This is a genomic window from Ralstonia edaphi (genome assembly GCF_958350185.1).
Lineage (GTDB): Bacteria > Pseudomonadota > Gammaproteobacteria > Burkholderiales > Burkholderiaceae > Ralstonia > Ralstonia edaphi.
In genome coordinates, this window is the sequence record NZ_CATWHI010000001.1 from 1007947 (window position 1) to 1030092 (window position 22146).

17 protein-coding genes are annotated in these 22146 nt (G+C 66.4%); 5 read left to right on the forward strand and 12 right to left on the reverse strand.

What is annotated here, in order from left to right; all coding sequences use genetic code 11:
• Positions 1-97: 97 nt before the first annotated feature.
• Positions 98-2044 carry a propionate catabolism operon regulatory protein PrpR gene (gene prpR, locus R2669_RS04585; protein WP_316898875.1) on the reverse strand — a complete coding sequence of 649 codons (1947 nt, stop codon included), beginning with the start codon at positions 2042-2044 and terminating at the stop codon, positions 98-100.
• Between the two features lie 195 nt (positions 2045-2239).
• Here prpR and prpB point away from each other — a divergent pair, with 195 nt between their 5' ends.
• The 4 genes from prpB to prpF all read left to right on the forward strand — a co-directional run bounded on the left by prpB (position 2240) and on the right by prpF (position 8391).
• Entirely contained in the window at positions 2240-3136 is an 897-nt protein-coding gene (gene prpB, locus R2669_RS04590) for a methylisocitrate lyase (protein ID WP_316898877.1), read from the forward strand.
• A gap of 46 nt (positions 3137-3182) precedes the next feature.
• A complete protein-coding gene (gene prpC / locus R2669_RS04595; protein WP_065859522.1) occupies positions 3183-4352 on the forward strand; it encodes a bifunctional 2-methylcitrate synthase/citrate synthase in 1170 nt (389 codons plus the stop codon).
• A gap of 260 nt (positions 4353-4612) precedes the next feature.
• On the forward strand, positions 4613-7210 hold the full coding sequence (acnD, locus tag R2669_RS04600; protein WP_316898879.1) for a Fe/S-dependent 2-methylisocitrate dehydratase AcnD: 2598 nt from the start codon (positions 4613-4615) through the stop codon (positions 7208-7210).
• Positions 7207-8391 (forward strand): 2-methylaconitate cis-trans isomerase PrpF, encoded by a 1185-nt coding sequence (gene prpF, locus R2669_RS04605; RefSeq protein WP_316898880.1) that lies wholly within the window; start codon positions 7207-7209, stop codon positions 8389-8391. Before acnD ends, prpF begins: the two co-directional genes overlap by 4 nt.
• A gap of 91 nt (positions 8392-8482) precedes the next feature.
• Here the strand turns inward: prpF and R2669_RS04610 are convergent, their stop codons facing one another.
• From R2669_RS04610 to R2669_RS04640, 7 genes are all read right to left on the reverse strand, one after another.
• A complete protein-coding gene (locus R2669_RS04610; protein WP_316898882.1) occupies positions 8483-9601 on the reverse strand; it encodes a collagen-like triple helix repeat-containing protein in 1119 nt (372 codons plus the stop codon).
• Between the two features lie 304 nt (positions 9602-9905).
• Positions 9906-11477, reverse strand: a complete 1572-nt coding sequence (locus R2669_RS04615; RefSeq protein ID WP_316899074.1) for a SulP family inorganic anion transporter — start codon at positions 11475-11477, stop codon at positions 9906-9908.
• Positions 11478-11601: 124 nt separating this feature from the next.
• Positions 11602-12246: a carbonic anhydrase gene (locus R2669_RS04620; RefSeq protein ID WP_316898884.1), complete on the reverse strand. Its 645-nt coding sequence runs from the start codon at positions 12244-12246 to the stop codon at positions 11602-11604.
• 384 nt (positions 12247-12630) lie between these two features.
• Positions 12631-14667 carry a transglutaminase TgpA family protein gene (locus R2669_RS04625; RefSeq protein WP_316898886.1) on the reverse strand — a complete coding sequence of 679 codons (2037 nt, stop codon included), beginning with the start codon at positions 14665-14667 and terminating at the stop codon, positions 12631-12633.
• Entirely contained in the window at positions 14664-15740 is a 1077-nt protein-coding gene (locus R2669_RS04630) for a DUF58 domain-containing protein (protein ID WP_316898888.1), read from the reverse strand. Before R2669_RS04630 ends, R2669_RS04625 begins: the two co-directional genes overlap by 4 nt.
• Positions 15741-15752: 12 nt before the next feature.
• Positions 15753-16715: an AAA family ATPase gene (locus R2669_RS04635; RefSeq protein ID WP_316898890.1), complete on the reverse strand. Its 963-nt coding sequence runs from the start codon at positions 16713-16715 to the stop codon at positions 15753-15755.
• 93 nt (positions 16716-16808) lie between these two features.
• Positions 16809-17486, reverse strand: coding sequence for a TetR/AcrR family transcriptional regulator (locus R2669_RS04640; RefSeq protein WP_316890309.1), 678 nt, complete (start codon positions 17484-17486; stop codon positions 16809-16811).
• 176 nt (positions 17487-17662) lie between these two features.
• Here R2669_RS04640 and R2669_RS04645 point away from each other — a divergent pair, with 176 nt between their 5' ends.
• Positions 17663-18961, forward strand: coding sequence for an MFS transporter (locus R2669_RS04645; RefSeq protein ID WP_316898891.1), 1299 nt, complete (start codon positions 17663-17665; stop codon positions 18959-18961).
• A 4-nt stretch (positions 18962-18965) separates the two neighbouring features.
• On the opposite strand, the gene modA is transcribed toward R2669_RS04645, so the two are convergent.
• From modA to R2669_RS04665, 4 genes are all read right to left on the reverse strand, one after another.
• A complete protein-coding gene (modA, locus tag R2669_RS04650; protein WP_316898893.1) occupies positions 18966-19739 on the reverse strand; it encodes a molybdate ABC transporter substrate-binding protein in 774 nt (257 codons plus the stop codon).
• A gap of 105 nt (positions 19740-19844) precedes the next feature.
• Positions 19845-20723: a LysR family transcriptional regulator gene (locus R2669_RS04655; RefSeq protein ID WP_316898896.1), complete on the reverse strand. Its 879-nt coding sequence runs from the start codon at positions 20721-20723 to the stop codon at positions 19845-19847.
• 50 nt (positions 20724-20773) lie between these two features.
• Positions 20774-21208 (reverse strand): VOC family protein, encoded by a 435-nt coding sequence (locus tag R2669_RS04660; RefSeq protein ID WP_316898897.1) that lies wholly within the window; start codon positions 21206-21208, stop codon positions 20774-20776.
• Between the two features lie 241 nt (positions 21209-21449).
• Complete coding sequence (locus R2669_RS04665) at positions 21450-22028, reverse strand: GNAT family N-acetyltransferase (protein ID WP_316898899.1); 579 nt, start codon at positions 22026-22028, stop codon at positions 21450-21452.
• Positions 22029-22146 lie beyond the last annotated feature (118 nt).

Consider the following 22146-nt stretch of genomic DNA (forward strand, 5'->3'; position numbering starts at 1 on the left):
GTTCGCGCACCTGTCGGTACGCAGTGAGGCTCGATGGAGCATTGCACGATAGTCACCCCGCCCGTCGACCGCAACACCCACGCCGCTGATTATTGATCTAGCCCATCTGCAGCCGCCGCCACAGCGTCGTCTTGCTGATGCCAAGCGCCGCGCAGACCGCATCCCGGTCGCCGCCGTGTGCCGCCAGCGCTGCGCGTATCTCGTCCGCTTCCACGCCCCGGCTGCGTTCGCGCAGCGTGAGTGCCGCAGGTTTGCCGGGCGCGGCGTGGGCAAACACTTCAGGGGCAATCAGCCGCAGCACGTCGTGCGTAACGGGGCCGGCCTCTTCGGTATAGGCGAGTTCAACGGCAATCCGTTCGACCACGCTCTGCAGTTCGCGCACGTTGCCGGCCCAGGTGTAACGCCGCAGCGGCTCGGCAATGCCGGCCAGCACGCGGGCGGCCTCTTCCGTGTCGGCAATGCGCAGCAGCAGGCGCGGTTCGCGGCGCGCGGCTTGCACGAGCAGTTCTGCGGCCAGGGGCATCACGTCGTCGGGCCGTTCGCGCAGCGGCGGCAGCGCAATGCTGAGGATGTTGAGGCGGTAATACAAATCTGCGCGGAAGGTGCCTGCTTCCACCGCATCCGTCAGCGCTCGGTGCGTGGCGGCCACCACGCGGATATCAACGCGTGTGGGCTCGGTGGAACCCAGCCGCACCACTTCGCGCTCCTGCAACACGCGCAGCAGGCGGCTTTGCAGCGGCAGCGGCATCTCGCCGATTTCATCGAGGAACAGCGTGCCGCGGTGCGCCGCTTCAATCAAGCCGGTCTTGCCGCCCTTGCGTGCACCGGTGAACGCGCCCTCTTCGTAGCCGAACAGCTCGCTTTCCAGCAGCGCCTCGGGAAAAGCGCCGCAATTGATGGCGACAAACGGAAAATCGCGCCGCGCGCTGAGCTGATGCATGCCCTGCGCGACCATCTCCTTGCCCGTGCCGGATTCGCCCAGCACGAGCACCGTGGCGTCGGACTTGGCATAGCGGCGGACCAGCGTCCGCACGCGCTCCATGGGCAGCGATTCGCCGACCAGGTCTTCCAGACGGTAGCGCGCGCTGAACTGCTGCGGGCGCTGGCGCGAGCGCAGCGTGCGGTCCAGCCGCTCCACCGCGCGGGATTCCTGGAAGGTGAAGACCGTGCCTTCAGCGGCGCCCGCGCCAGCGCTCGCCAGTGGGCCGCGGTGGATGACGTAGTTCACGCCGCGCACGGTGCCAAGCGTGTCGCCATCGCTATCGGGCAGCAAGCCGAGCAGGTTGGGCGCGATGCTGAGCAGCGGTTGCCCGATGGCCTGCTTGGCCTCGATGCCAAGCGCCGTGGCCAGCCGCTCGTTGATGGCTTCCACGCGGCCCTGCGCATCCAGCGCGACCACGCCGTCGCGCAGATGCTGCAGCAGGTTGTCCAGCCGCTGGCGGCGCAGCGTTTCGCGGCGCGTGGCCTGTACGACTTCCAGCGCGGTATCAAATGCGGCACGCACCGAGTCGCGCGAATACAGGAACACGGCGTTCATGCCGGCCTGCGTCGCCAGGTCCGTCACCAGGCCGGGGCCGACCACCACGCCCACGCCGCGGTCGCGCAGGTCCAGCACGCAACTCTCTGCGCCCTGGCGCGAGGTGTACGAGGCAAACACCACGTCCATGCCATAGGCGGCGACAAAACGGCGCACCTCTTCGGGCGTGTCGCCGTGGGTGACAAGCGCCACCGATTCCGCATCGCGGCGGGCGCGAGCCAGTGCATGCATCACGTCAAAGCCCGTCGGGTTGATGACGACCACCGGCAGGGACAGACGCGGCTTCAGATAAGCGCCGTTGGAGCCGCCTGCCACCACCACGTCGGGACGCTCGGGGCCGGCCGCGTCGATCTCGCGCACGATGTCTTCAAAGCCGCGCGTGATGACGCGCAGCTCGGCGCGGTGGTTGTACTCGGCGGCAATGTCGAGGAAGAGATCGCTCAGGCGGCTGATACCGCAGGCCCAGATGCGAGGGCGGTCGGTCAGGTCGGTTGCAGTGGGGCTCATGGTGCGGCGCGACAGGGAACAACAGCAGTCCGGACATTATGCGCCGCGCGTTTCCATATTGAAATCGCAAGTTTCATTTTTGAAATGGAGTGCGCGCGGGCGGCAACGTCACACCCATACAAATCAAGGGGTTACGTCAACCCGCACGGGTGGCCCGCTTCCTGCTCTCCTAGGCCGTTCTTTCTGGAGCCACACATGAGCACAACGCAACGACACCCCACCCGCGCCGGCGCCAAATTCCGTGCTGCGGTGGCTGAATCCCAACCGCTGCAAGTGGTGGGCGCCATCACTGCCTACGCCGCCAAGATGGCCGAGCAGACCGGCTTCAAGGCCGTGTACCTGTCGGGCGGCGGCGTGGCGGCCAACTCGCTGGGCATTCCGGACTTGGGCATCAGCACGATGGAAGACGTGCTCATCGACGCCCGCCGCATCACCGACGCCGTGCAGATTCCGCTGATGGTCGATATCGACACGGGCTGGGGCGGCGCCTTCAACATCGCCCGCACCATCCGCTCGTTCATCAAGGCCGGTGTGGCCGCGGTGCATCTGGAAGACCAGGTTGGCCAAAAGCGTTGCGGCCATCGCCCGGGCAAGGAAGTGGTTTCCACCGATGAAATGGTCGACCGCGTGAAGGCCGCCGTGGACGCCCGCACCGATGACGACTTCGTCATCATGGCCCGCACCGATGCCGCCGCTTCCGAAGGCATCGACGCCGCCATCGAGCGCGCCGTCGCGTACGTGGAAGCGGGCGCCGACATGATCTTTCCGGAAGCCATGAAGACGCTGGACGACTACCGCCGCTTCAAGGCCGCCGTGAAGGTGCCCATCCTGGCCAACCTGACCGAATTCGGCAGCACGCCGCTCTTTACCACCGACGAGCTGCGCAGCGCCAACGTCGACATCGCGCTGTACTGCTGCGGCGCCTACCGCGCGATGAACGCAGCGGCGCTCAATTTCTATCAAACGGTGATGCGTGACGGCACGCAGAAGGCGGCCGTGGAAACCATGCAGTCGCGCGCCGATCTGTATCAATATCTCGGCTACCACGCGTACGAAGACAAGCTCGACGCGCTGTTTGCCGCACAGAAATAACGCCTCCGCATCCAAACCAATTCAACGCATCCAAGGAGACCACACCATGAGCGAAGCCGATAACAGCACGCCGAACGCAGGCGCCTTCAAGCCGAAGAAGTCCGTGGCCCTGTCGGGCGTGACGGCCGGCAACACCGCGCTGTGTACCGTTGGCCGCACGGGCAATGACCTGCACTACCGCGGCTACGACATCCTCGACCTGGCCGGCGCGTGCGAGTTTGAAGAAGTCGCCCACCTGCTGGTGCACGGCAAGCTGCCGAACAAGGCCGAGCTGGCGGCCTACAAGGCCAAGCTGAAGGCCCTGCGCGGCCTGCCCGCCAACGTGAAGGCCGCCCTGGAATGGGTGCCCGCCTCCGCCCACCCGATGGACGTGATGCGCACCGGCGTGTCGGTGCTGGGCACGGTGCTGCCCGAAAAGGACGACCACGCCACCCCCGGCGCGCGCGACATCGCCGACCGCCTGATGGCCTCGCTCGGTTCGATGCTGCTGTACTGGTACCACTACAGCCACAACGGCAAGCGCATCGAAGTGGAAACGGACGACGACTCCATCGGCGGCCACTTCCTGCACCTGCTGCACGGCGTGGAGCCGCCCAAATCGTGGGTCGATGCCATGCACGTGTCGCTCAACCTGTATGCCGAGCACGAGTTCAACGCATCGACGTTTACCGGCCGCGTGATTGCCGGCACGGGCTCGGACATCTACTCCGCCATCACCGGCGCGATCGGCGCACTGCGCGGCCCGAAGCACGGCGGCGCCAATGAAGTCGCCTTCGAGATCCAGAAGCGCTACGACACCCCGGACGAGGCCGAAGCCGACATCCGCCGCCGCGTGGAAGCCAAGGAAGTCGTGATCGGTTTCGGCCACCCGGTGTACACCGTGTCCGACCCGCGCAACAAGGTCATCAAGGAAGTGGCGCGCAAGCTGTCGAAGGAAGCCGGCAACACCAAGATGTTCGACATTGCCGAGCGCCTGGAAACCGTGATGTGGGACATCAAGAAGATGTTCCCCAACCTGGACTGGTTCAGCGCCGTGTCGTACCACATGATGGGCGTACCGACCGCGATGTTCACCCCGCTGTTCGTGATCGCACGGACGTCCGGCTGGGCGGCGCACATCATCGAGCAACGCATCGACAACAAGATCATCCGCCCGAGCGCCAACTACACCGGCCCCGACGACCTGAAGTTCGTACCGATCGGCAAGCGCCCGTAAGAGAAACGCCACCGCACGCACTCAGACGGTTTGGCCTTTGACGTTCCTGCCCTATGCGGCGCCTTGAATTTCTGTTGCAAGGAGGAAAAAAGAAGGGGAACTGTCTGAGCGCAGCGAGTTTTCCCCTTCTCCTCCTTGCGACATAAATTCAAGGAGGGGGTCGCCGCATCGGGCGCGCCTTTCTTTGCTTACTTTCTTTGGCAAGACAAAGAAAGTGAGTCAGCCCCGGCAGGGGATGAAACAAGGGATGTACCACTACCATGAACACCACCCACCGCAAACCGCTCCCCGGCACAAACCTCGATTACTTCGACGCACGTGAGGCCGTGGAAGCCATCCAGCCGGGCGCCTACGACAAGCTCCCCTACACCTCCCGCGTCCTCGCCGAGAATTTGGTACGCCGCTGCGATCCAGCCGCCCTCACCGACTCGCTCAAACAGCTCATCGAACGCAAGCGCGACCTGGATTTCCCCTGGTTCCCGGCGCGCGTGGTCTGCCACGACATCCTGGGCCAGACCGCGCTGGTCGACCTCGCTGGCCTGCGCGACGCCATTGCCGACCAGGGCGGCGACCCCGCCAAGGTCAACCCGGTCGTGCCGGTGCAGCTGATCGTCGACCATTCGCTGGCGGTGGAATGCGGCGGCTTCGACCCCGACGCCTTCGCCAAGAACCGCGCCATTGAAGACCGCCGCAACGAAGATCGCTTCCACTTCATCGACTGGACCAAGCTCGCGTTCAAGAACGTCGACGTGATCCCGGCGGGCAACGGCATCATGCACCAGATCAACCTGGAGAAGATGTCGCCCGTTGTCCAGGCGCACGACGGCGTGGCCTATCCCGACACCTGCGTCGGCACCGACAGCCACACGCCGCATGTCGACGCACTGGGCGTGATCGCTATCGGCGTGGGCGGCCTGGAAGCCGAAAACGTGATGCTGGGCCGCGCCTCGTGGATGCGCCTGCCGGACATCGTGGGCGTGGAGCTGACCGGCCAGCGCCAGCCCGGCATCACTGCCACCGACATCGTGCTGGCACTGACCGAATTCCTGCGCAAGCAGAAGGTGGTGGGCGCCTACCTCGAGTTTTACGGCGAAGGCGCATCCAAGCTGACGCTGGGCGACCGCGCCACCATTTCGAACATGGCCCCCGAGTACGGCGCCACCGCGGCAATGTTCTCGATTGACGACAACACGCTCGACTACCTGCGCCTGACCGGCCGCAGCGACGAGCAGGTCAAGCTGGTCGAGACGTATGCCAAGACCGCGGGCCTGTGGTCCGACACGCTCAAGAACGCCGAATACGAACGCGTGCTGCGCTTCGACCTGTCCAGCGTGGTGCGCAACATGGCCGGCCCGTCCAACCCGCACGCACGTGTGGCCACGACCGACCTGGCCGCCAAGGGTATCGCCGCCCAGTGGGAAGAAACGCCGGGCCAGATGCCGGATGGCGCGGTCATCATCGCGGCCATCACGAGTTGCACCAACACCAGCAACCCGCGCAACGTGATTGCCGCGGCGCTGCTGGCGCGCAATGCCAACCGCCTCGGCCTGACCCGCAAGCCGTGGGTGAAAAGTTCGCTCGCGCCAGGCTCCAAGGCCGTTGAGCTGTATCTGGAAGAAGCCGGCCTCAAGCACGAACTGGAAAAGCTCGGCTTCGGCATCGTCGCGTTTGCCTGCACCACGTGCAACGGCATGAGCGGCGCGCTGGACCCGAAGATCCAGCAAGAGATCATCGACCGCGACCTGTACGCCACGGCCGTGCTGTCGGGCAACCGCAACTTTGACGGCCGCATTCACCCGTATGCCAAGCAGGCGTTCCTCGCATCGCCGCCGCTGGTGGTGGCCTATGCGATTGCGGGCACCGTGCGTTTCGATATCGAGCGCGACAGCTTCGGCACCGATGCCAACGGCAAGCCGATCCTGCTGAAAGACCTGTGGCCGACCGATGAAGAGATCGACGCCATCGTGCGCGCTTCCGTCAAGCCCGAGCAGTTCCGCAAGGTCTACATCCCGATGTTCGAGCAGCGCAGCGCGTCGGTTGCCAACGTGAGCCCGCTGTACGACTGGCGCCCGCAGAGCACCTACATCCGCCGCCCTCCGTATTGGGAAGGTGCGCTGGCCGGCGAGCGCACGCTCAAGGGCCTGCGCCCGTTGGCGGTGCTGGGGGACAACATCACGACCGATCACCTCTCGCCGTCCAACGCCATCCTGGCCAGCAGCGCCGCCGGTGAATACCTCGCCAAGATGGGCCTGCCGGAAGAGGACTTCAATTCGTACGCCACGCACCGCGGCGATCACCTGACCGCGCAACGCGCGACGTTTGCCAACCCGACGCTCATCAACGAGATGGCCGTGGTGGATGGCGTGGTGAAGAAGGGCTCGCTGGCGCGTATCGAGCCCGAAGGCAAGGTCACGCGCATGTGGGAAGCCATCGAAACCTACATGGACCGCAAGCAACCGCTGATCGTGATTGCCGGCGCCGACTACGGCCAGGGCAGCTCGCGCGACTGGGCCGCCAAGGGCGTGCGACTGGCCGGCGTCGAGGCCATCGTGGCCGAAGGCTTCGAGCGCATCCACCGCACGAACCTGATCGGCATGGGCGTGCTGCCCCTGGAGTTCAAGCCAGGCACCACGCGGCTCACGCTCGGCATTGACGGCACCGAAACCTTCGACGTGATCGGCGAGCGCAAACCGCGCACCGACCTCACGCTCGTCATCCACCGCAAGAACGGCGAACGCGTGGAAGTGCCCGTCACGTGCCGCCTGGACAGCGACGAAGAAGTCTCGATCTACGAAGCCGGCGGCGTGCTGCAGCGCTTCGCACAGGACTTCCTTGAGTCTTCGAAGGAGGCCGCATGAACCACCCCGCGCAAGTGAAGATTCCCGCCACGTACATGCGTGGCGGCACCAGCAAGGGCGTGTTCTTCCGTCTGCAAGACCTGCCGCCGGCCGCGCAACAGCCCGGCGCGGCGCGTGACGCGTTGCTCATGCGCGTGATCGGCAGCCCCGACCCGTATGGCAAGCAGATCGACGGCATGGGCGGCGCCACGTCGAGCACCAGCAAGACGGTGATCCTCAGCAAGAGCACGCGCCCCGACCATGACGTGGATTACCTCTTCGGCCAGGTCTCCATCGACAAGCCGTTTGTGGACTGGTCGGGCAACTGCGGCAACCTCTCCGCCGCGGTTGGGCCGTTCGCCATCAGCAACGGCCTGGTCGATGCGAGCCGGGTGCCGCAAAACGGCGTCGCGACCATCCGCATCTGGCAGGCCAACATCGGCAAGACCATCATTGCGCACGTGCCCATCACCGACGGTGCGGTGCAGGAAACGGGCGACTTCGAGCTGGACGGCGTGACCTTCCCGGCGGCGGAAGTGCAACTCGAATTTCTCGACCCGGCTGCCGAAGAGGAAGGCGACGGCGGCGGCGCGATGTTCCCCACCGGCAACCTCGTCGATGATCTTGATGTGCCCGGCGTGGGCACGCTCAAGGCGACGATGATCAACGCGGGCATCCCGACGATCTTCATCAACGCAGAGGCCATCGGCTACACCGGCACCGAGCTGCAGGACGCCATCAACGGCGATGCGAAGGCGCTGGCGATGTTCGAGACCATCCGCGCGCACGGCGCGGTGCGCATGGGCCTGATCAAGAGCATTGAAGAAGCCGCCACGCGGCAGCACACGCCGAAGGTGGCGTTCGTCGCGCCGCCGAAGGACTACGTGGCATCAAGCGGCAAGAAGGTCGGCGCAGGCGATGTGGACCTGCTCGTGCGCGCGCTGTCGATGGGCAAGCTGCACCACGCGATGATGGGCACGGCAGCGGTTGCCATCGGCACGGCAGCGGCCATCCCGGGCACGCTGGTCAACCTGGCAGCGGGCGGTGGAGAACGCGGTGCCGTGCGCTTCGGGCATCCGTCCGGCACGCTGCGCGTGGGCGCGGAAGCCAAGCTGGTGGACGGCGAATGGACGGTCACCAAGGCCATCATGAGCCGCAGTGCGCGCGTGTTGATGGAAGGCTGGGTGCGCGTGCCGGGCTGAGCGTCACCAACAAAAAAGCCGTTCAGCGCCAACGCATGAACGGCTGGAAGATGGGCCAGCCTTTGCTGGCCTTCTTTTTTTCGGCTGCGGCTCAGCGCGACAGCGCACCGCCAACGGTGGTCAACGCGCCGCCCACCGCACCCGTGACAGGTGACAGCGGCGTGGTGGCCCCCGTCGACGTAACCGACGTGCCGACGCTGGTCACCAGCGAACCGATGGGCGCCGTGGCTCCGCCCGTGGAAGTCGCCCCACCCAGTGCGCCCGTCACCGCACCGAGCGGATTGCTGCCGCCCGTGGCGCCGCCCAGTGCGCTCGTGATTGGCGCCAGCGGGCTGGCCGTTGTGCTGCCGCCGGACAGCGGGCCGCCCAACGCGGCCACGGTGTTGCCCGTGGCGGTCACCACGCCGCCAAGGCCCGACACGACCGGCGCGTTCGTCGCCGTGAGCGACGTGCCCACATTCGCCACCCCGCCGCCCACGGTCTGCAGCAGGTTGGTTGCCGGCGCGCCCAGGCCCGTTGTGTTACCCAGCGTCTGCGTGGCGGTGGTCACCTGCGAGGTCAGCGGCACCACAGCGGAACTGACCTGCTGCGTGACCTGTTCCACCGGCCCGGTCGACAAGGCCGTGCCGAGCGTGCCGCCCGCGCCGGCCACCGCCTGCCCCACCTGCGAAACCGCACCGCCGACCGGTGCCGTGACCGGCGAAAGCGGCTGCAGCGGTCCGGTGCCAAGACTGCTCACGAGGCCGCCCGTGGCATCGACGGTGTTGCCCACTTGCGTCACCACGTTGCCGGTACTTGAGACCGTGGTGCCGATCGGGTTCGGGTTGGTACCGATGCTGCCCAGACCCGACTGCACGCCGGTGCCCAGCGCCGACACCGTCTTGCCTGCGTTGTCGACCACGTTGCCCAACCCCGATGCTCCCGGCAGATTGCTGCCGCCGATGGTCGAACCGAGCCCGCTGACGGCACCGCCCGTGGCCGTTAGCACGCCGCCGCCCTTGTTGGCCACGTCGCCGGTGGGTGTGGTCGATGCGGTGGTCGTCGTGCCGCCCGAGCCATTGGAACCTGAGCCGCCACCGTTGTTGGCCGAACTGCCGCCGTTGCCGGAGGTGCCGCTCATGTCGCCCGAGCCGGAGCTGGCGCAACCGCCCAGCACAAGCAGGCCAACCAACGCCGCCGAAACCAGTGTCCCTCGTTGCCATGTCTTCATGTCTGCCTCCCGTTTTAAAAATGCGCTTGATAATGCGCACTTTTGCCTGATTCGATCCTTTATCGGTGCGCCGTCGGACTCGCTGGATAGCGCGTTCAAATCCAGTCTATTAACCGAGTCGATGGCAATTGCAAACATTGTCAAACGCCGGCGATCCCCGTCCTCAAGCCAACCGCGGGCAGCAAACGTCCGCCAGACGCAGTGTCACCGTGGCGCAAACGTTCGCTTGGCAGCAAGGGTTTCCGATTATGTTTGGAGGCAACGCTCCAAATTACTCAAATTGAGTTAAGCCTCCGAGCACACGTTATCTCGTTGCCGTTCGCATAAATGGCAGCCGCGGCATACGGAGCCCGGCAGCACGCTGCGGCACGGTCGCATCAAAGTGATGGCGTTCGATGACGATGCCGCGCGTCGGCGCCGCTTCGATGAAGTGCTCGACCATCTCGCGCACGTCGGGGTCGATGTAATCGGCTCGGGCGGCGTCGACGATGAGCGTGGCGTGATCGGGCACCTGCGCCAGATAGCGCTTGAGCGGCACCTTGCCCATGAACGACACATCCTTGCGGAATGTCAGCAGGAAGTGGTCGTGATGGCGCGCCATGACAATCGTGCGGCGCAGGTTGGCGCGAATCGCCAGCGCGATGCTCAGCGCAATGCCGATCACGATGCCGATCAGCAAATCCGTCAGCAGCACGCCGACGATGGTGGCGATGAACGGCGCAAAGCGGTCCCAACCCTCCCGCGCCACCGCCACGAACAGCGACGGCTTGGCCAGCTTGTAGCCGGTGAAGATGAGGATGGTCGCCAGGCACGCCAGCGGGATCAGATTGACGATGGCCGTCAGCGCAAACACGCTCGCCAGCAGCAGCGCGCCATGCACGACAGCCGACCAGCGGCTCTGCGCGCCGGCGTGCACGTTGGCCGAACTGCGCACGATGACGGAAGTGATAGGCAGCCCGCCCAGCAGGCCTGCCACCATGTTGCCCACGCCTTGCGCCTTCAGCTCACGGTCCGGCGATGCGGCACGTTTCTTCGGGTCGATCTGCTCGACGGCCTCCAGGCACAGCAGCGTCTCGAGGCTGGCCACGATGGCCAATGCCACGGCTACACGCCAGACATCCGGATTGCCGAGCGCCCCGAACGTGGGCGACTCCAGCGCATCGAGAAACGCCCCGAACGACGCCAGCGATGGCAGATCGACACGGTGTTCGGCCGGCACAGCGATGCCCGGCGCCACCACCTCAAGGAGCAACGTCACGCCAATGCCGAGTGCCACCACAACCAGCGGTGAAGGCAGTGCGCGGACCACGGTAAAGCGGCGCAGCATCGGTGTGTCCCAACCGATGAGCACGGCGGCTGACAAGAGCGTCACCAGCAGCGCTGGCAAGGAGATCGAGCCCCACGGCGTGGCGATCATGCCCGCGCCCGCCACGCCTGCAGCGCCGCCCTCGCCTGCCAGCCCGAAGGCCAGCGGCACCTGCTTGATGATCAGCAGCAGCCCGATCGCCGCCAGCATGCCCTTGATGACCGACGACGGCACATACGCCGCAAATCGGCCGGCGCGCAGCATGCCGAATACAAACTGCAGCGCGCCCGCCAGCGCCACGGCCACCAGAAACGCCGAGAAGCCGCCCAGCCGGGCAATACCATCCACGACGATCACGACAAGGCCGGCAGCCGGGCCGCTCACGCTCAGTTGCGAGCCGCTGAGCAACGCCACCACCAGGCCGCCGATCATGCCGGAGAGCAGCCCCGCGAGCGGGTCGACGCCCGACGCATTGGCAATACCCAGGCACAGCGGCAGGGCGACGAAGAAGACGATGAGCCCGGCGAGCATGTCGCGCGGGAAGAAAGCCGGTGAGGTTGGTGTCTGCATGGTCTTGGAGTTGTAGGAACTGCGCACGCGCGAACGCCTGCCTGCGGGCGGAGGCACCGCCGGCATGCGTGAGGAGAGAGGAAACGTCGGGAAACGGCGGCCGCCGCCACCGCCGTCAATCGGGCTACGCGATGGCCTCGGCTGGCATCAGGATGTCGCCGCGGGTAGCGTGTTCCGCATCGGGATCGCCCGATGCCAGCACGCGGATATGCCCGTCGGCCAGGCCGAAGATCCACCCGTGTACGCGCGGCGGTCGTTCTGCATCGCGCACGATGGGGCTCTCGCGCAGACAGCGCACCTGTTCGAGCACGTTGAGTTCGGCCAGGCGATTGACGCGCGCGTCCAGATCGGGCACGGCATCGAGTTCTGCACGGTGGTGACCCGCCAGCGCACACAACGGCGCAATACGGCGCGCCACGTGCGGCAGTCCGTCGGGCGGCGGCAGCAGTGATGCACGGACGCCGCCGCAGCCGTCATGCCCGCACACGATCACGTGGGCGACCTTGAGCACGCGCACGGCATATTCGAGCACGCTCATCGTGTTGTCGTCCGCCGGGCAGACGAGGTTGGCGATATTGCGGTGAACGAATAAATCGCCGGGGTTGGAATGGGTAATGGTTTCAGCCGGCACGCGGCTGTCTGCGCAGCCGATCCATAACACCTGGGGTTGTTGGCCTTGGGCCAAACGCGAAAAGAATTCAGGGTCGCGCGCGGCTGTTTCGTGCGCCCACGCGACATTCTCGACAAGCATGCGTTTCGGTCGATGCATTGGTATGGCTCCTGCGGAATCTTCGAAACCGCTGCTGGCCGCAAACCCAGTTGGGTGGGTGTTTTCGGCAAACGTTGCAGTGCAGCGGAAACGTTACGAAAACCATCGTATGAGAAAGGTTCCCGCTGTGCCAGTGAGGGCATCGACGTCAAATCGGATCGAATATGCACCGATAATGCGCACAGACTGCGTAACCGTGTCGCACCGATTATCTGCAATCGGGAAACTGCGTGCAGTTATTGCACTGCCGGAGTTATCTATCCGAAATATTTAAACCCCGGATTGGAAAATATTCCATCACAGGTGAATGACCCGCGCGCCCGATTCGCTGGGTGTTTGCCCGCATTTGGGGCACGTTTTCTAAGCCGATCAACAGCTTGCCCGCTAGCTCAACCGAACTTGCGCCACGACTTCGCGCCACTGCGTGAACCGCCGGGCACGCGCTTGCGCATCGCCATCGTCACGACCATAGCGCAGGGCGACGTAGCCGGCGGCGGCATTGCGCAAAGCCTGTGCCGCTTGCGGAAATTGCGCGGCAGCACGCTCGGCGTAGGCCATTGGGCCCTCCGCCGGCCCACGCGTGCAGCCATGCCGCGCCAGCCGATCACACAGGCGCTGCCACTGGGCTTGCACGGGGTCCGGCTTGGGCTTGCGCTGCTGCCACAGAAGCGGCAGCGCGGCCAGCAGGAACAAGCCCGAAACGCCCCACAGCACTGCGCGAGGGTCAGCCGCATCCAGCCCCAGCCACGCGAACAGGCGCGCCTGGCGGTTGCGGTCGTAGCCGAGCACCCAACTGTTCCAGCCGCTGATGAGGCCATCGAGCCCCCAGCGCACGCTGCGCAGCCAGCCCGGTTCTTCTGCACGGCGCGAGCGGAATTCGTTCGCCGGCACGGCGGCAGCCAGGCCGCGTTCAACGCGTTGCGGCGCGACGGCTGCGGTCGGGTCCACACGCACCCAGCCGCGCCCGTCGAGCCACACCTCGGCCCAGGCATGCGCATCGGACTGGCGCACGATGATGTCGCCGCTCACGGCATTCACCTCGCCGCCGAGATAGCCCACCACCACACGCGCCGGCACGCCCGCCGCGCGCATCAAGAAGACGAAGCTGCCCGCGTAGTGCTCGCAGAAGCCGCGGTGCGTGCGGAAGAGGAAATCGTCGATCTGCTGATCCTGCAGCGGCTCGGGTTCAAGCGTGTAGGCAAACGGAGCGCGACCGAACAGCTTGAGCGCGGCCGATACGCGGTCGGGCGGCGGCAGCTCTGCCCATTGCGCCGCCAGCCCACGCGCCTGAGGGTTGCCCGCCGGCAATGCCAGCGCCATCTGCTGCGTAAGCGGGTCAAGCGCGGCCGCGTCGTCCGCGCGATTGCGCGCAGGCAACCGCGAGCGAGCGTGATAGCGCACACGCTGGTCGAGCGGTTGCGTGCTGATGAACTCGCCGTCGATGCTGCGGCCGGTGCCGTCGCGTGCCTCGATCGACTGGCCGCGATCGAGCGCAAACAGCCAGCGCTGGCGCGTCGGTTCGAGTGTGATGTTGTAGTCGAACACACCGGGCGCACCGCCGATTGCGTCCGCAGAATTGGGTACGCTTTCCGGCGCGGGACGTTGCCGCATCGATGCAGCCGTCCACGTCTGCCCATCGAAACGCCACAGCACCATGCCGCGCCAGTAGAGCGTGTCGAGCGGTGGCGGCGCGCCGACAAAGTCGACGCGGAAGGCCAGATCGTCCGACAGGATCAACTGGCCGACGGAGCCGGGGGCCATGCGGTCAGACAGGCCGCTGACGGCGGTGTCGGCCGTTTGCGGCAGGCGCCACAGCGGATGATCGAGCCGCGGAAACAGCAGGAACAGCACGGCCGCGCACGGCAAACCCATGAGCACCAGGCGCGCCAGCACACGCGCCGGCGACACGCGCGCACGCGCCTGCGGATGCAGCAGCAACAGCCAGTTGCGCAGCAGCAGCGCCACGGTCGCCAGCATGGTCGCGGCCAGCCACGGCGGCTGGTCGAACAACACCTGCGAGAGCAGCAGGAAACAGCACAACTGCGTGACGAGCACGCCGTTGCGCACCGTGTGCGATTCCATCAGCTTGAGCACGAGAAACGCGCCAAGCAGCGCCACCGACAAGTCCCGCCCGATGTTCCCGCCCGTGCGCATCGAGAGCGCCAGCGTCACGACAAGCGTCGCCACGCCCGTCAGCCCCAACACCCACTTGCCGGGCAACGGCGCGCGCCGCACCCACAACAGCGCGCGCCAAAGCAGCAGCACGCCAAACACGGCACACGTGACAAGCGGCAGCGCACGCAGCAGCGGCGCGAGCACGACGGCAAGCTGCGCAATGAGCCAGCCATGCTCGCGGTGCGTCAACGCGCGGGCGGAGCCGAAGGCGGCTGCTTCGGTGCCGATGGTGGCGGTCGTCGTCATGCGGCTTCGCCTTCCGGCATCGCAGGCTTGCCCCACAACGCCAACGCACGCAGACACGCATCCCGATGCGCGGCACCGCGCGCCGGGCCGATGACAACGCCCGGCAGGCTCAGCGTGTATTCGGGCTCATCGCCAGCGGGCGCGTGCTCGGCGGCCAGCACCCAGGCGCACAGCCGCGACAGGCGCTGCTCCACGTTCATCGACGGCGGCAGCGCTTCCCACGCGAGGACGCATTGCGCGTGACGCACTTGCTGGCCGGTGCGGCTCATCCAGGTGTCCAGCCGTGCGCTGTGTTTCCACGCAATGCTGCGCAGTGCGTCGCCCGGGCGGTAGGTGCGTAGCTGGTCTGCAGCTTCTTCGACATGGGTGCGCGCGGCGCGCGTGTCGTCTTCGTCGCCAGGGTCCGGCGCGAAGCTGGCGGGCAGCGGCGGCGCAGCGGGTTCCGGCGCGGGATAGACGAGCAAGGTCAGCGGCGCATCGGCATAGCTCCACGCGCGAAACAGGCCGAGCGGAAAACGCGTGGACACCGTCAGGCGCGGCAGCTTGAACCAGCCGCGCGGCTGATCGGCGAAAGACAGCGCGGCCACGATGGCGTCCTGCGCGTCGAGCGAGGTTTCCACGGCAGCGGCTTGCGCGGCGCTCACATCCACCCCCACGCGCGCCCACGGGGTGACGTTGGCCAACGCGACGCCCACATTCAGCGCATGCCCGGCAAACACGGCTTCGCCCGCCGCGCCGCGCACTTCGAGATCGACGAGGTTGCGATGCGTCTGCCACATGGCGGACGCCGCCACGCCGGCCAGCACGAAGGTCAGCAGAAAACCCAGGCTTACGTTGTAGTTGAGCGAGGTGAGCAGCATCACCACGAGCAGCAGCGCAAAGCCGCCGCCGGCTGTGGTGGGGAGGATGTAGACGTGATTGCGGTCCAGGCGGATACGGCCTTCGCGTGGCGTGCGCGGCCGCTGCAGAAAGCGTTGCACGCGTGCCCGCGCAAAGCGCACGCCGGGCAGCATCGCCAGGCCCGTACCGAGCAGACGCAACGGCGCGAGCAGCCGGGATCGCAATCGCGCCATGGCGCTGCCTACTTAGGGAATGGCGACCGTATCGAGCAGCCGCTGCGCCAGCGCGGTCGCCGACAGCGTGCCGCCCGTCGGCAGCAGGCGATGCGCCGCCACGGCCTTGAACACGGCTTGCACGTCCTCGGGCAGCACCGCATCGCGGCCATCGATGAGCGCCCAGGCGCGCGCAGCGGCCAGCAACGCCAGCCCCGCACGCGGCGACAGGCCCATCTGCACCTGCGCATCGGTGCGCGTGGCATTCACAAGCGCGAGCACGTAGTCCACCAGCGCCGGCGCCACGTGGACGGCATCGGCGGCCGTCTGCAGCGCCACGACTTGCGCAGCCGCCAGCACGGGTTCGATGTCTTGCGGTGCACCGCCGCCCAGGTACAGCGCGCGCTCCGAGCTTTGGTCGGGATACCCCAGCGACAGCCGCATCGTGAAGCGGTCCAGCTGCGACTCCGGCAGCGGATGCGTGCCGATCTGGTTCAGCGGGTTCTGCGTGGCGATCACGAAGAACGGCTCGGGCAGCGGATACGTCGCACCGTCATGCGTGACCTGCCCTTCGGCCATCGCTTCGAGCAATGCGCTTTGCGCCTTGGGCGTGGCGCGGTTGATTTCATCGGCCAGCACCACCTGCGCGAACAACGGCCCCGGGTGGAATTCGAAGGCGCCCTTTTCTTTCACGTAGATCGACACGCCGATCAGGTCGGTCGGCAGCAAGTCGCTCGTGAACTGCACGCGCTGATATTGCAGGCCGAGCGTGCGGGCCAGCGCATGCGCCAGCGTGGTCTTGCCTACGCCCGGCAGGTCTTCCAGCAGCAGATGCCCGCGTGCCAGCAGACACGCCAGCGCCAAACGGATCTGCAGCGGCTTGCCCAGCACGATGCGATCGAGCGCGCGCTGCGCCTGCGACAACGCGGCCGGCAAGGTCAGCGGCGTGGCGGGCGCCGTGCGAACGGGAGAAAGCGGGACTTGGTTGGGCGTCATCGAGGTGCAGCCGAAGCAACAATGCCAGCGAGTGTAGCGGCATCGCACGACACCCGCGCGCCCATGTCTTGTCTGCGTGAGTGCGCTACAACATCAGTCCGGTTTGCGCGCGGGGATAGCCGCATCGAGCAACACGCGTGCCGTGCGCGGCAGGCTCTTGATGAGGCGCGGTGCATCGGCGCCGAAGGTCTGGCTGGCGGTATAGCCTCCTTCGATCAGGAAAGCAAGGTCGTCGGCCAGCGCATCGGGGTCGGTCGCGCCGGCGGCCTTGGCACGGTCCCGCAGGCGGCCGAGCAGCAGCGCCTTGTTGCGCTGGACAAACTGCCGGGCAGGATGCGTCATGTCCGGAAACTCCGCCGCCACATTCACAAACGGGCAGCCCCGGTAGCCGGGGCGTGAGGCGCGTTCAGATACATCGATAAAGAACTGCAGCAGTTGCGCGCGCGCATCGTCGGGATGCTTGGCCACGCTGGCGTTGAAGTAACCCCAGAAGCTCTCTTCGCTGCGCTCCAGGTACGCGAGGACGAGGTCGTCCTTCGACTTGAACTGCCGGTAGAGGCTCATCTTGTTGACGCCGGCCTTCTCCACCACGGCTTCGACACCCACGGCCCGCACGCCTTCGTAGTAAAACAGTTGACGCGCCGCCTCGAGCAAGCTCGCGTGCGCGTCCTCACCGCTGATACGGCGCGGCGTCGGCTTGGGTTGATCGACGGAGTCAGCGGTTGAAACGGTGGAAAGTGCGCGAGGTCCGCGACGGGCAGCGGTGGCCATGGTGGTACTCCTGCAGGCGCGGCGGGAGGCAAATCCCCAGCCACGCCGGTGTCATTCGAATGCTGCTTGACATGTTACCGAGCGGTACCTACTATCGCAACCACGTTGTTACCGACCGGTAACGAATACGACATTGTCGCCCCCACAAGAATCGAATCGAACGAATCGGACACCTCATGCAGCGACTTGCCCGCCTCATCGCCCCACGTTTCCACTACAGCTGGATTGCGCTCGCAGTGGTGTTCCTGATCCTGCTGTGCGCGGCCGGCACGCGGGCCACGCCCAGCGTGATGATGCTGCCGCTCGAGCACGAATTCGGCTGGAGCCGCAGCACGATCTCGCTGGCCATCTCGATCGGTATTGCGCTGTACGGGCTGACCGGGCCGTTCGCGGCCGCATCGATGCAGTATTTCGGCATCCGCCCGACGGTGCTCGGTGCGCTGGCGGTGCTGGTGGCGGGCACGGCACTGTCGGCGATGATGCATGAGCCGTGGCAGATGGTGCTCCTGTGGGGCGTGATGGTGGGCGGCGGCACGGGCGTGGCGGCCATCACGCTGGGCGCGACGGTGGTCAACCGCTGGTTCACTTCGCATCGCGGCCTGGCCATGGGCATCCTGACGGCCAGCTCGGCGACGGGGCAGCTCGTGTTCCTGCCGATGATGGCGGCGGTGGTCGAGCATTACGGCTGGCGCCCGGTCGTGCTGATCGTGGCTAGCGTGCTTGCGCTTCTGCTGCCTGTCGTGTGGCTGCTGCTGCCGGAATCGCCCAAGAGCGTCGGTCTGCGCACGTACGGCGAACCCGCCGATGCGCCGGAAGCCGATCACGGCCCGCGCGCGAACCCCATCACGCTAGCCATGCAGACGCTCGTGCAGGCAGCCCGCAAGCGCGATTTCTGGCTGCTGTTTGCGAGCTTCTTCATCTGCGGCGCGAGCACCAACGGCTACATCGGCACGCACTTCATCGCCATGTGCGCAGACCACGGGTTCTCCGAAGTGAAGGGCGCAAGCCTGCTCGCTGCGATGGGGATTTTCGACCTGGTCGGCACCACGCTGTCGGGCTGGCTGTCCGACCGCTACAACAGCCGCGTGCTGCTGTTCTGGTACTACGGCCTGCGCGGGCTGTCGCTGATCTACCTGCCGTATGCGTTCGGCTTCGAGTTCTTCGGCCTGCCGGTGTTCGCCGTCTTCTACGGCCTGGATTGGATTGCCACCGTGCCGCCCACCGTGCGCCTGACCAACGACGTGTTCGGCAAGGCCGCCGCGCCGATCGTATTTGGATGGATCGTCGCGGGGCACCAATTGGGCGCGGCATTCGCCACGCTGGGTGCGGGCATGATGCGCGCCTCGCTGGGCAACTACACGCTTGCCTCGATGATCTCTGGTGGGCTGTGCGTGGCCGGCGCCTTCCTGGTGCTGCGCATTCACCGCACGCCCAAGAAGGACGCCGAGCGCGCAGGCCAACCCGCCACGGCGTGAGTGATTACGGCTTCAGGAAGCCGTATCTGGCCAGCACCGCCTGGCCCGCCGGCGACAGCACATAGGCCACAAAGTCGGCCGCCTGCTGGGCCTGCTTCGTGCCAGACGTCACGGCGATCGGGTACGTGAGCGGCACGTTCAGCGGCACGGGGCTCGCCACCTTCACCTTGTCGGCGGCGATGGCGGCATCGGTGGAGAACACCAGGCCGGCCTCGACCTCGCCGCGCGACACATAGTCCAGCGCCTGGCGCACGTTCTGCGCCAGCACCGCCTTGGTCTCCACCGGCTCCCACAGCTTGGCCGCTTCCAGCGCACGCTTGGCATAGCGGCCCACCGGCACCGACGCCGGATTGCCGATCGCCACGCGCTTCACGTCGGGCCTCGTCAGATCGGCCAGCGCATGCACGGGCACCGTGCCGGCGGCCGGCACGATCAGCACCAGCTGGTTGGCGACAAAGTCGTGGCGCGTCTCCCCCTTGATGACTTTCTCCGCTGCGGCCTTGTTCATCGCCTCCTGGTCGGCGGAGGCAAACACGTCGGCCGGGGCGCCCTTCACGATCTGCTGCATCAGCACGTCCGACGCGCCGAAGTTGAGCACGACCTTGGTGTCCGGATGCAGCACTTCGTACTGCTGCGCGATCGTCTTGAAGGCGTTGGTCAGGCTGGCGGCGGCAGAGACAACGAGGTCCGCCGCCCGGGCTGGCGCTGCAAAACCCAGCGACAACGCAGCGACCAGGCCAATGGCGCGCACCTGCGCACGAACCGAGAAACGTTGCATGAAAGACCCGGACGTAGATGAATGACCGGCCGTAATATACGAGTTGATATAACGCTTGGTCAACGCGCGATCTGAATGCCGGATATCACGCGCTCACCATGGGCTTCAGGTGCGGTCGGCGCGTGCGGCTTCGTCGATGCAATCGGCAAGCCGCCCCGCAATGGGCTGGCGGCTATGGCGGGGGCGCTCGATCAGGCCGATCTCTCGGTAGAACGTGGCGTCGCCCAGGCTGACGGCGCGCGTGCCGGGTGGCCAGGCGGCTTGCGCGGCGGTCTGCGGGGCCAGTGCCACGCCCTGCCCGCGCGCCACGAGTTGCGTCATGCCTTGCAGCTCATCGAGTTCGATCACGTCGTGCGGGGTGATGCGCTGGTCGCGCAGGAACTGGTCGACGCGGCGGCCACCGAACGAGCGGCGGTCATAGCGGATGAACGGTTGATGGGCGAGCAGCGCGCGCCAGTCGTCGCCGGGCACGGCGGCAGGCACCAGCAGCACGAAGGGCTCGGCCACCAGCGTGCGCCATTCCAGATCGGCCGGTACCGCAAACGGCGGGCGGATCAGCACCGCGAGGTCGATCTCGCCGGCATCCACCAGGCCAAGCAGGTCCAGCGAGACACCAGGCACGATGCGCGCACGGCAATGCGGGAATTCGCTGCGAAACTGCACCAGCGCATCCACCAGGAACGACGTCTGCACCGAAGCAATCGCGCCGATGCGCACCAGGCCGCGCTGCTCGTTGCCGCCGGCCTGGTCGCCCAGACGGTCATACAGCGTGACGATGTGTTCGGCCAGCGCCAGCGTATCGCGCCCGGCGGCGTTGAGGGTGGCCGAGCGGCCCGTGCGATCGAAGAGCTGAAAGCCGAGCGATGCTTCCAGCCGCTGGATCTGCGCGCTCACCGCCGACTGCGTGAGGCCGATGCGCTCGCCCGCACCCGCAAACGTGCCATGCCGGGCGACGGCGATGAAAGTCTTGAGTTCTCGAAGCATGAGGCACGCGGATCAATGAAGAAGCGCAAGGATACGCGCGCCGCGCCGCCTCACTTGGCAAAGAGCGAAGCCATGTTGGCAAACGCCTTGATCTCCATCGCATTGCCCGACGGATCAAGGAAGAACATCGTGGCCTGCTCGCCCACTTCGCCCTTGAAGCGGATGTGCGGCTCGATGATGAACTCGATGCCGGCGGCGCGCAGCTTGTCGGCGGCGGCTTCCCACTCGGCCATGGAGAGCACCACGCCGAAGTGGCGTACCGGGACGTTGTCGCCGTCGACGGCGCTGGTCTTGCGGTGGCCGATTTCGTCCGGCGCGAGATGGGCGACGATCTGGTGGCCGTAGAAATTGAAATCCACCCACTCCGCCGAGCTGCGGCCCTCCGGGCAGCCGAGGATGCCGCCGTAAAAGGCACGCGCCGCGGCAATGTCGTGCACGGGGAAGGCGAGGTGGAATGGGGCAAGCACAGGCGTGACGTTGCTCATGTGTAGGGCGCAGGCTGGGAAGAGTTGGAATCAGGCAGCACCGGCACGCAGCGGGGGGGCCGCTTACGCACCGGGCCGCGCGAACGAGTCTATGCGCATCCACTCATGCACAAAAGCGATGTTTTTTTGCGCTGAGCAACATTAAATTTGATGAATCAGGCAAAAAAGAAGCCGCCCAACGGCGGCGAAAGAGACACACGGTAAGCGCACCTGCAGGGGTGCAGGCGCGCGAAGACGAATATCAGGCGAAGGCGAACGGCGTCACGGCCATTTCGGCCTGTGCGAGCGGCAAGCGCACGGTGCAGACCGTGGCGTCGCCCGGCACATTGGCCACGCGGAAACCCGCGTCGCGCGCAAGGCTGATCATGCGGCGGTTGATGGACAGCACCTCGCCGAAGACTTCGCGCGCGCCGGACACCCGCGCCGCACGGACCAGCGTGGCGAACAGGCGCCGGCCGACGCCCTTGCCCTGCCACGCGTCGGCCACCAGGATGGCGAACTCGGCCACGCCGTCTTCTACGACGAAGCGGCCGTCGGCGATCAGGTCTTCGCCGCTGCCATCAGGGCGCGCAACGCTCACGACCAGCGCCATGTGGTTCACGTAATCGATTTGGGTATAGGCGGCGAGCATCTCGTCGGTCAGCCGCCCGCCGCCCACGAGGAAGCGCGCATAGCGGGACTCGGACGACAGCCCCTCGACCAGGGCGGCCTCAAGCGGGGCGTCTTGCGGCAGAATCGGGCGCACGGTGGCGATGGAGCCGTCGTGCATGGTCCAGCGGTCGATCCATTCGGCGGGGTAACGGTGGATGGTGTAAAGCATGGGGATCTCCTCACGCGATGGATCGTTGTTATTGGCCGTCAGCACGGGATCACCATCTGACTTTCTAATTTGAAGCTAGATTAGCAGAAACCCTGACTTTTGCAAGTAAAGTCAGAAT

Excerpts from the sequence above, each read along its gene's own strand:
- R2669_RS04610 (WP_316898882.1), bottom strand. The coding sequence starts at position 9,601 with ATGAAGACATGGCAACGAGGGACACTGGTTTCGGCGGCGTTGGTTGGC.
- acnD (WP_316898879.1), top strand. The coding sequence starts at position 4,613 with ATGAACACCACCCACCGCAAACCGCTCCCCGGCACAAACCTCGATTAC.
- R2669_RS04655 (WP_316898896.1), bottom strand. The coding sequence starts at position 20,723 with ATGCTTCGAGAACTCAAGACTTTCATCGCCGTCGCCCGGCATGGCACG.
- R2669_RS04665 (WP_316898899.1), bottom strand. The coding sequence starts at position 22,028 with ATGCTTTACACCATCCACCGTTACCCCGCCGAATGGATCGACCGCTGG.
- R2669_RS04625 (WP_316898886.1), bottom strand. The coding sequence starts at position 14,667 with ATGACGACGACCGCCACCATCGGCACCGAAGCAGCCGCCTTCGGCTCC.
- modA (WP_316898893.1), bottom strand. The coding sequence starts at position 19,739 with ATGCAACGTTTCTCGGTTCGTGCGCAGGTGCGCGCCATTGGCCTGGTC.
- prpC (WP_065859522.1), top strand. The coding sequence starts at position 3,183 with ATGAGCGAAGCCGATAACAGCACGCCGAACGCAGGCGCCTTCAAGCCG.
- R2669_RS04635 (WP_316898890.1), bottom strand. The coding sequence starts at position 16,715 with ATGACGCCCAACCAAGTCCCGCTTTCTCCCGTTCGCACGGCGCCCGCC.
- R2669_RS04660 (WP_316898897.1), bottom strand. The coding sequence starts at position 21,208 with ATGAGCAACGTCACGCCTGTGCTTGCCCCATTCCACCTCGCCTTCCCC.
- R2669_RS04645 (WP_316898891.1), top strand. The coding sequence starts at position 17,663 with ATGCAGCGACTTGCCCGCCTCATCGCCCCACGTTTCCACTACAGCTGG.
- R2669_RS04640 (WP_316890309.1), bottom strand. The coding sequence starts at position 17,486 with ATGGCCACCGCTGCCCGTCGCGGACCTCGCGCACTTTCCACCGTTTCA.
- R2669_RS04620 (WP_316898884.1), bottom strand. The coding sequence starts at position 12,246 with ATGCATCGACCGAAACGCATGCTTGTCGAGAATGTCGCGTGGGCGCAC.
- prpF (WP_316898880.1), top strand. The coding sequence starts at position 7,207 with ATGAACCACCCCGCGCAAGTGAAGATTCCCGCCACGTACATGCGTGGC.
- prpB (WP_316898877.1), top strand. The coding sequence starts at position 2,240 with ATGAGCACAACGCAACGACACCCCACCCGCGCCGGCGCCAAATTCCGT.
- prpR (WP_316898875.1), bottom strand. The coding sequence starts at position 2,044 with ATGAGCCCCACTGCAACCGACCTGACCGACCGCCCTCGCATCTGGGCC.
- R2669_RS04630 (WP_316898888.1), bottom strand. The coding sequence starts at position 15,740 with ATGGCGCGATTGCGATCCCGGCTGCTCGCGCCGTTGCGTCTGCTCGGT.
- R2669_RS04615 (WP_316899074.1), bottom strand. The coding sequence starts at position 11,477 with ATGCAGACACCAACCTCACCGGCTTTCTTCCCGCGCGACATGCTCGCC.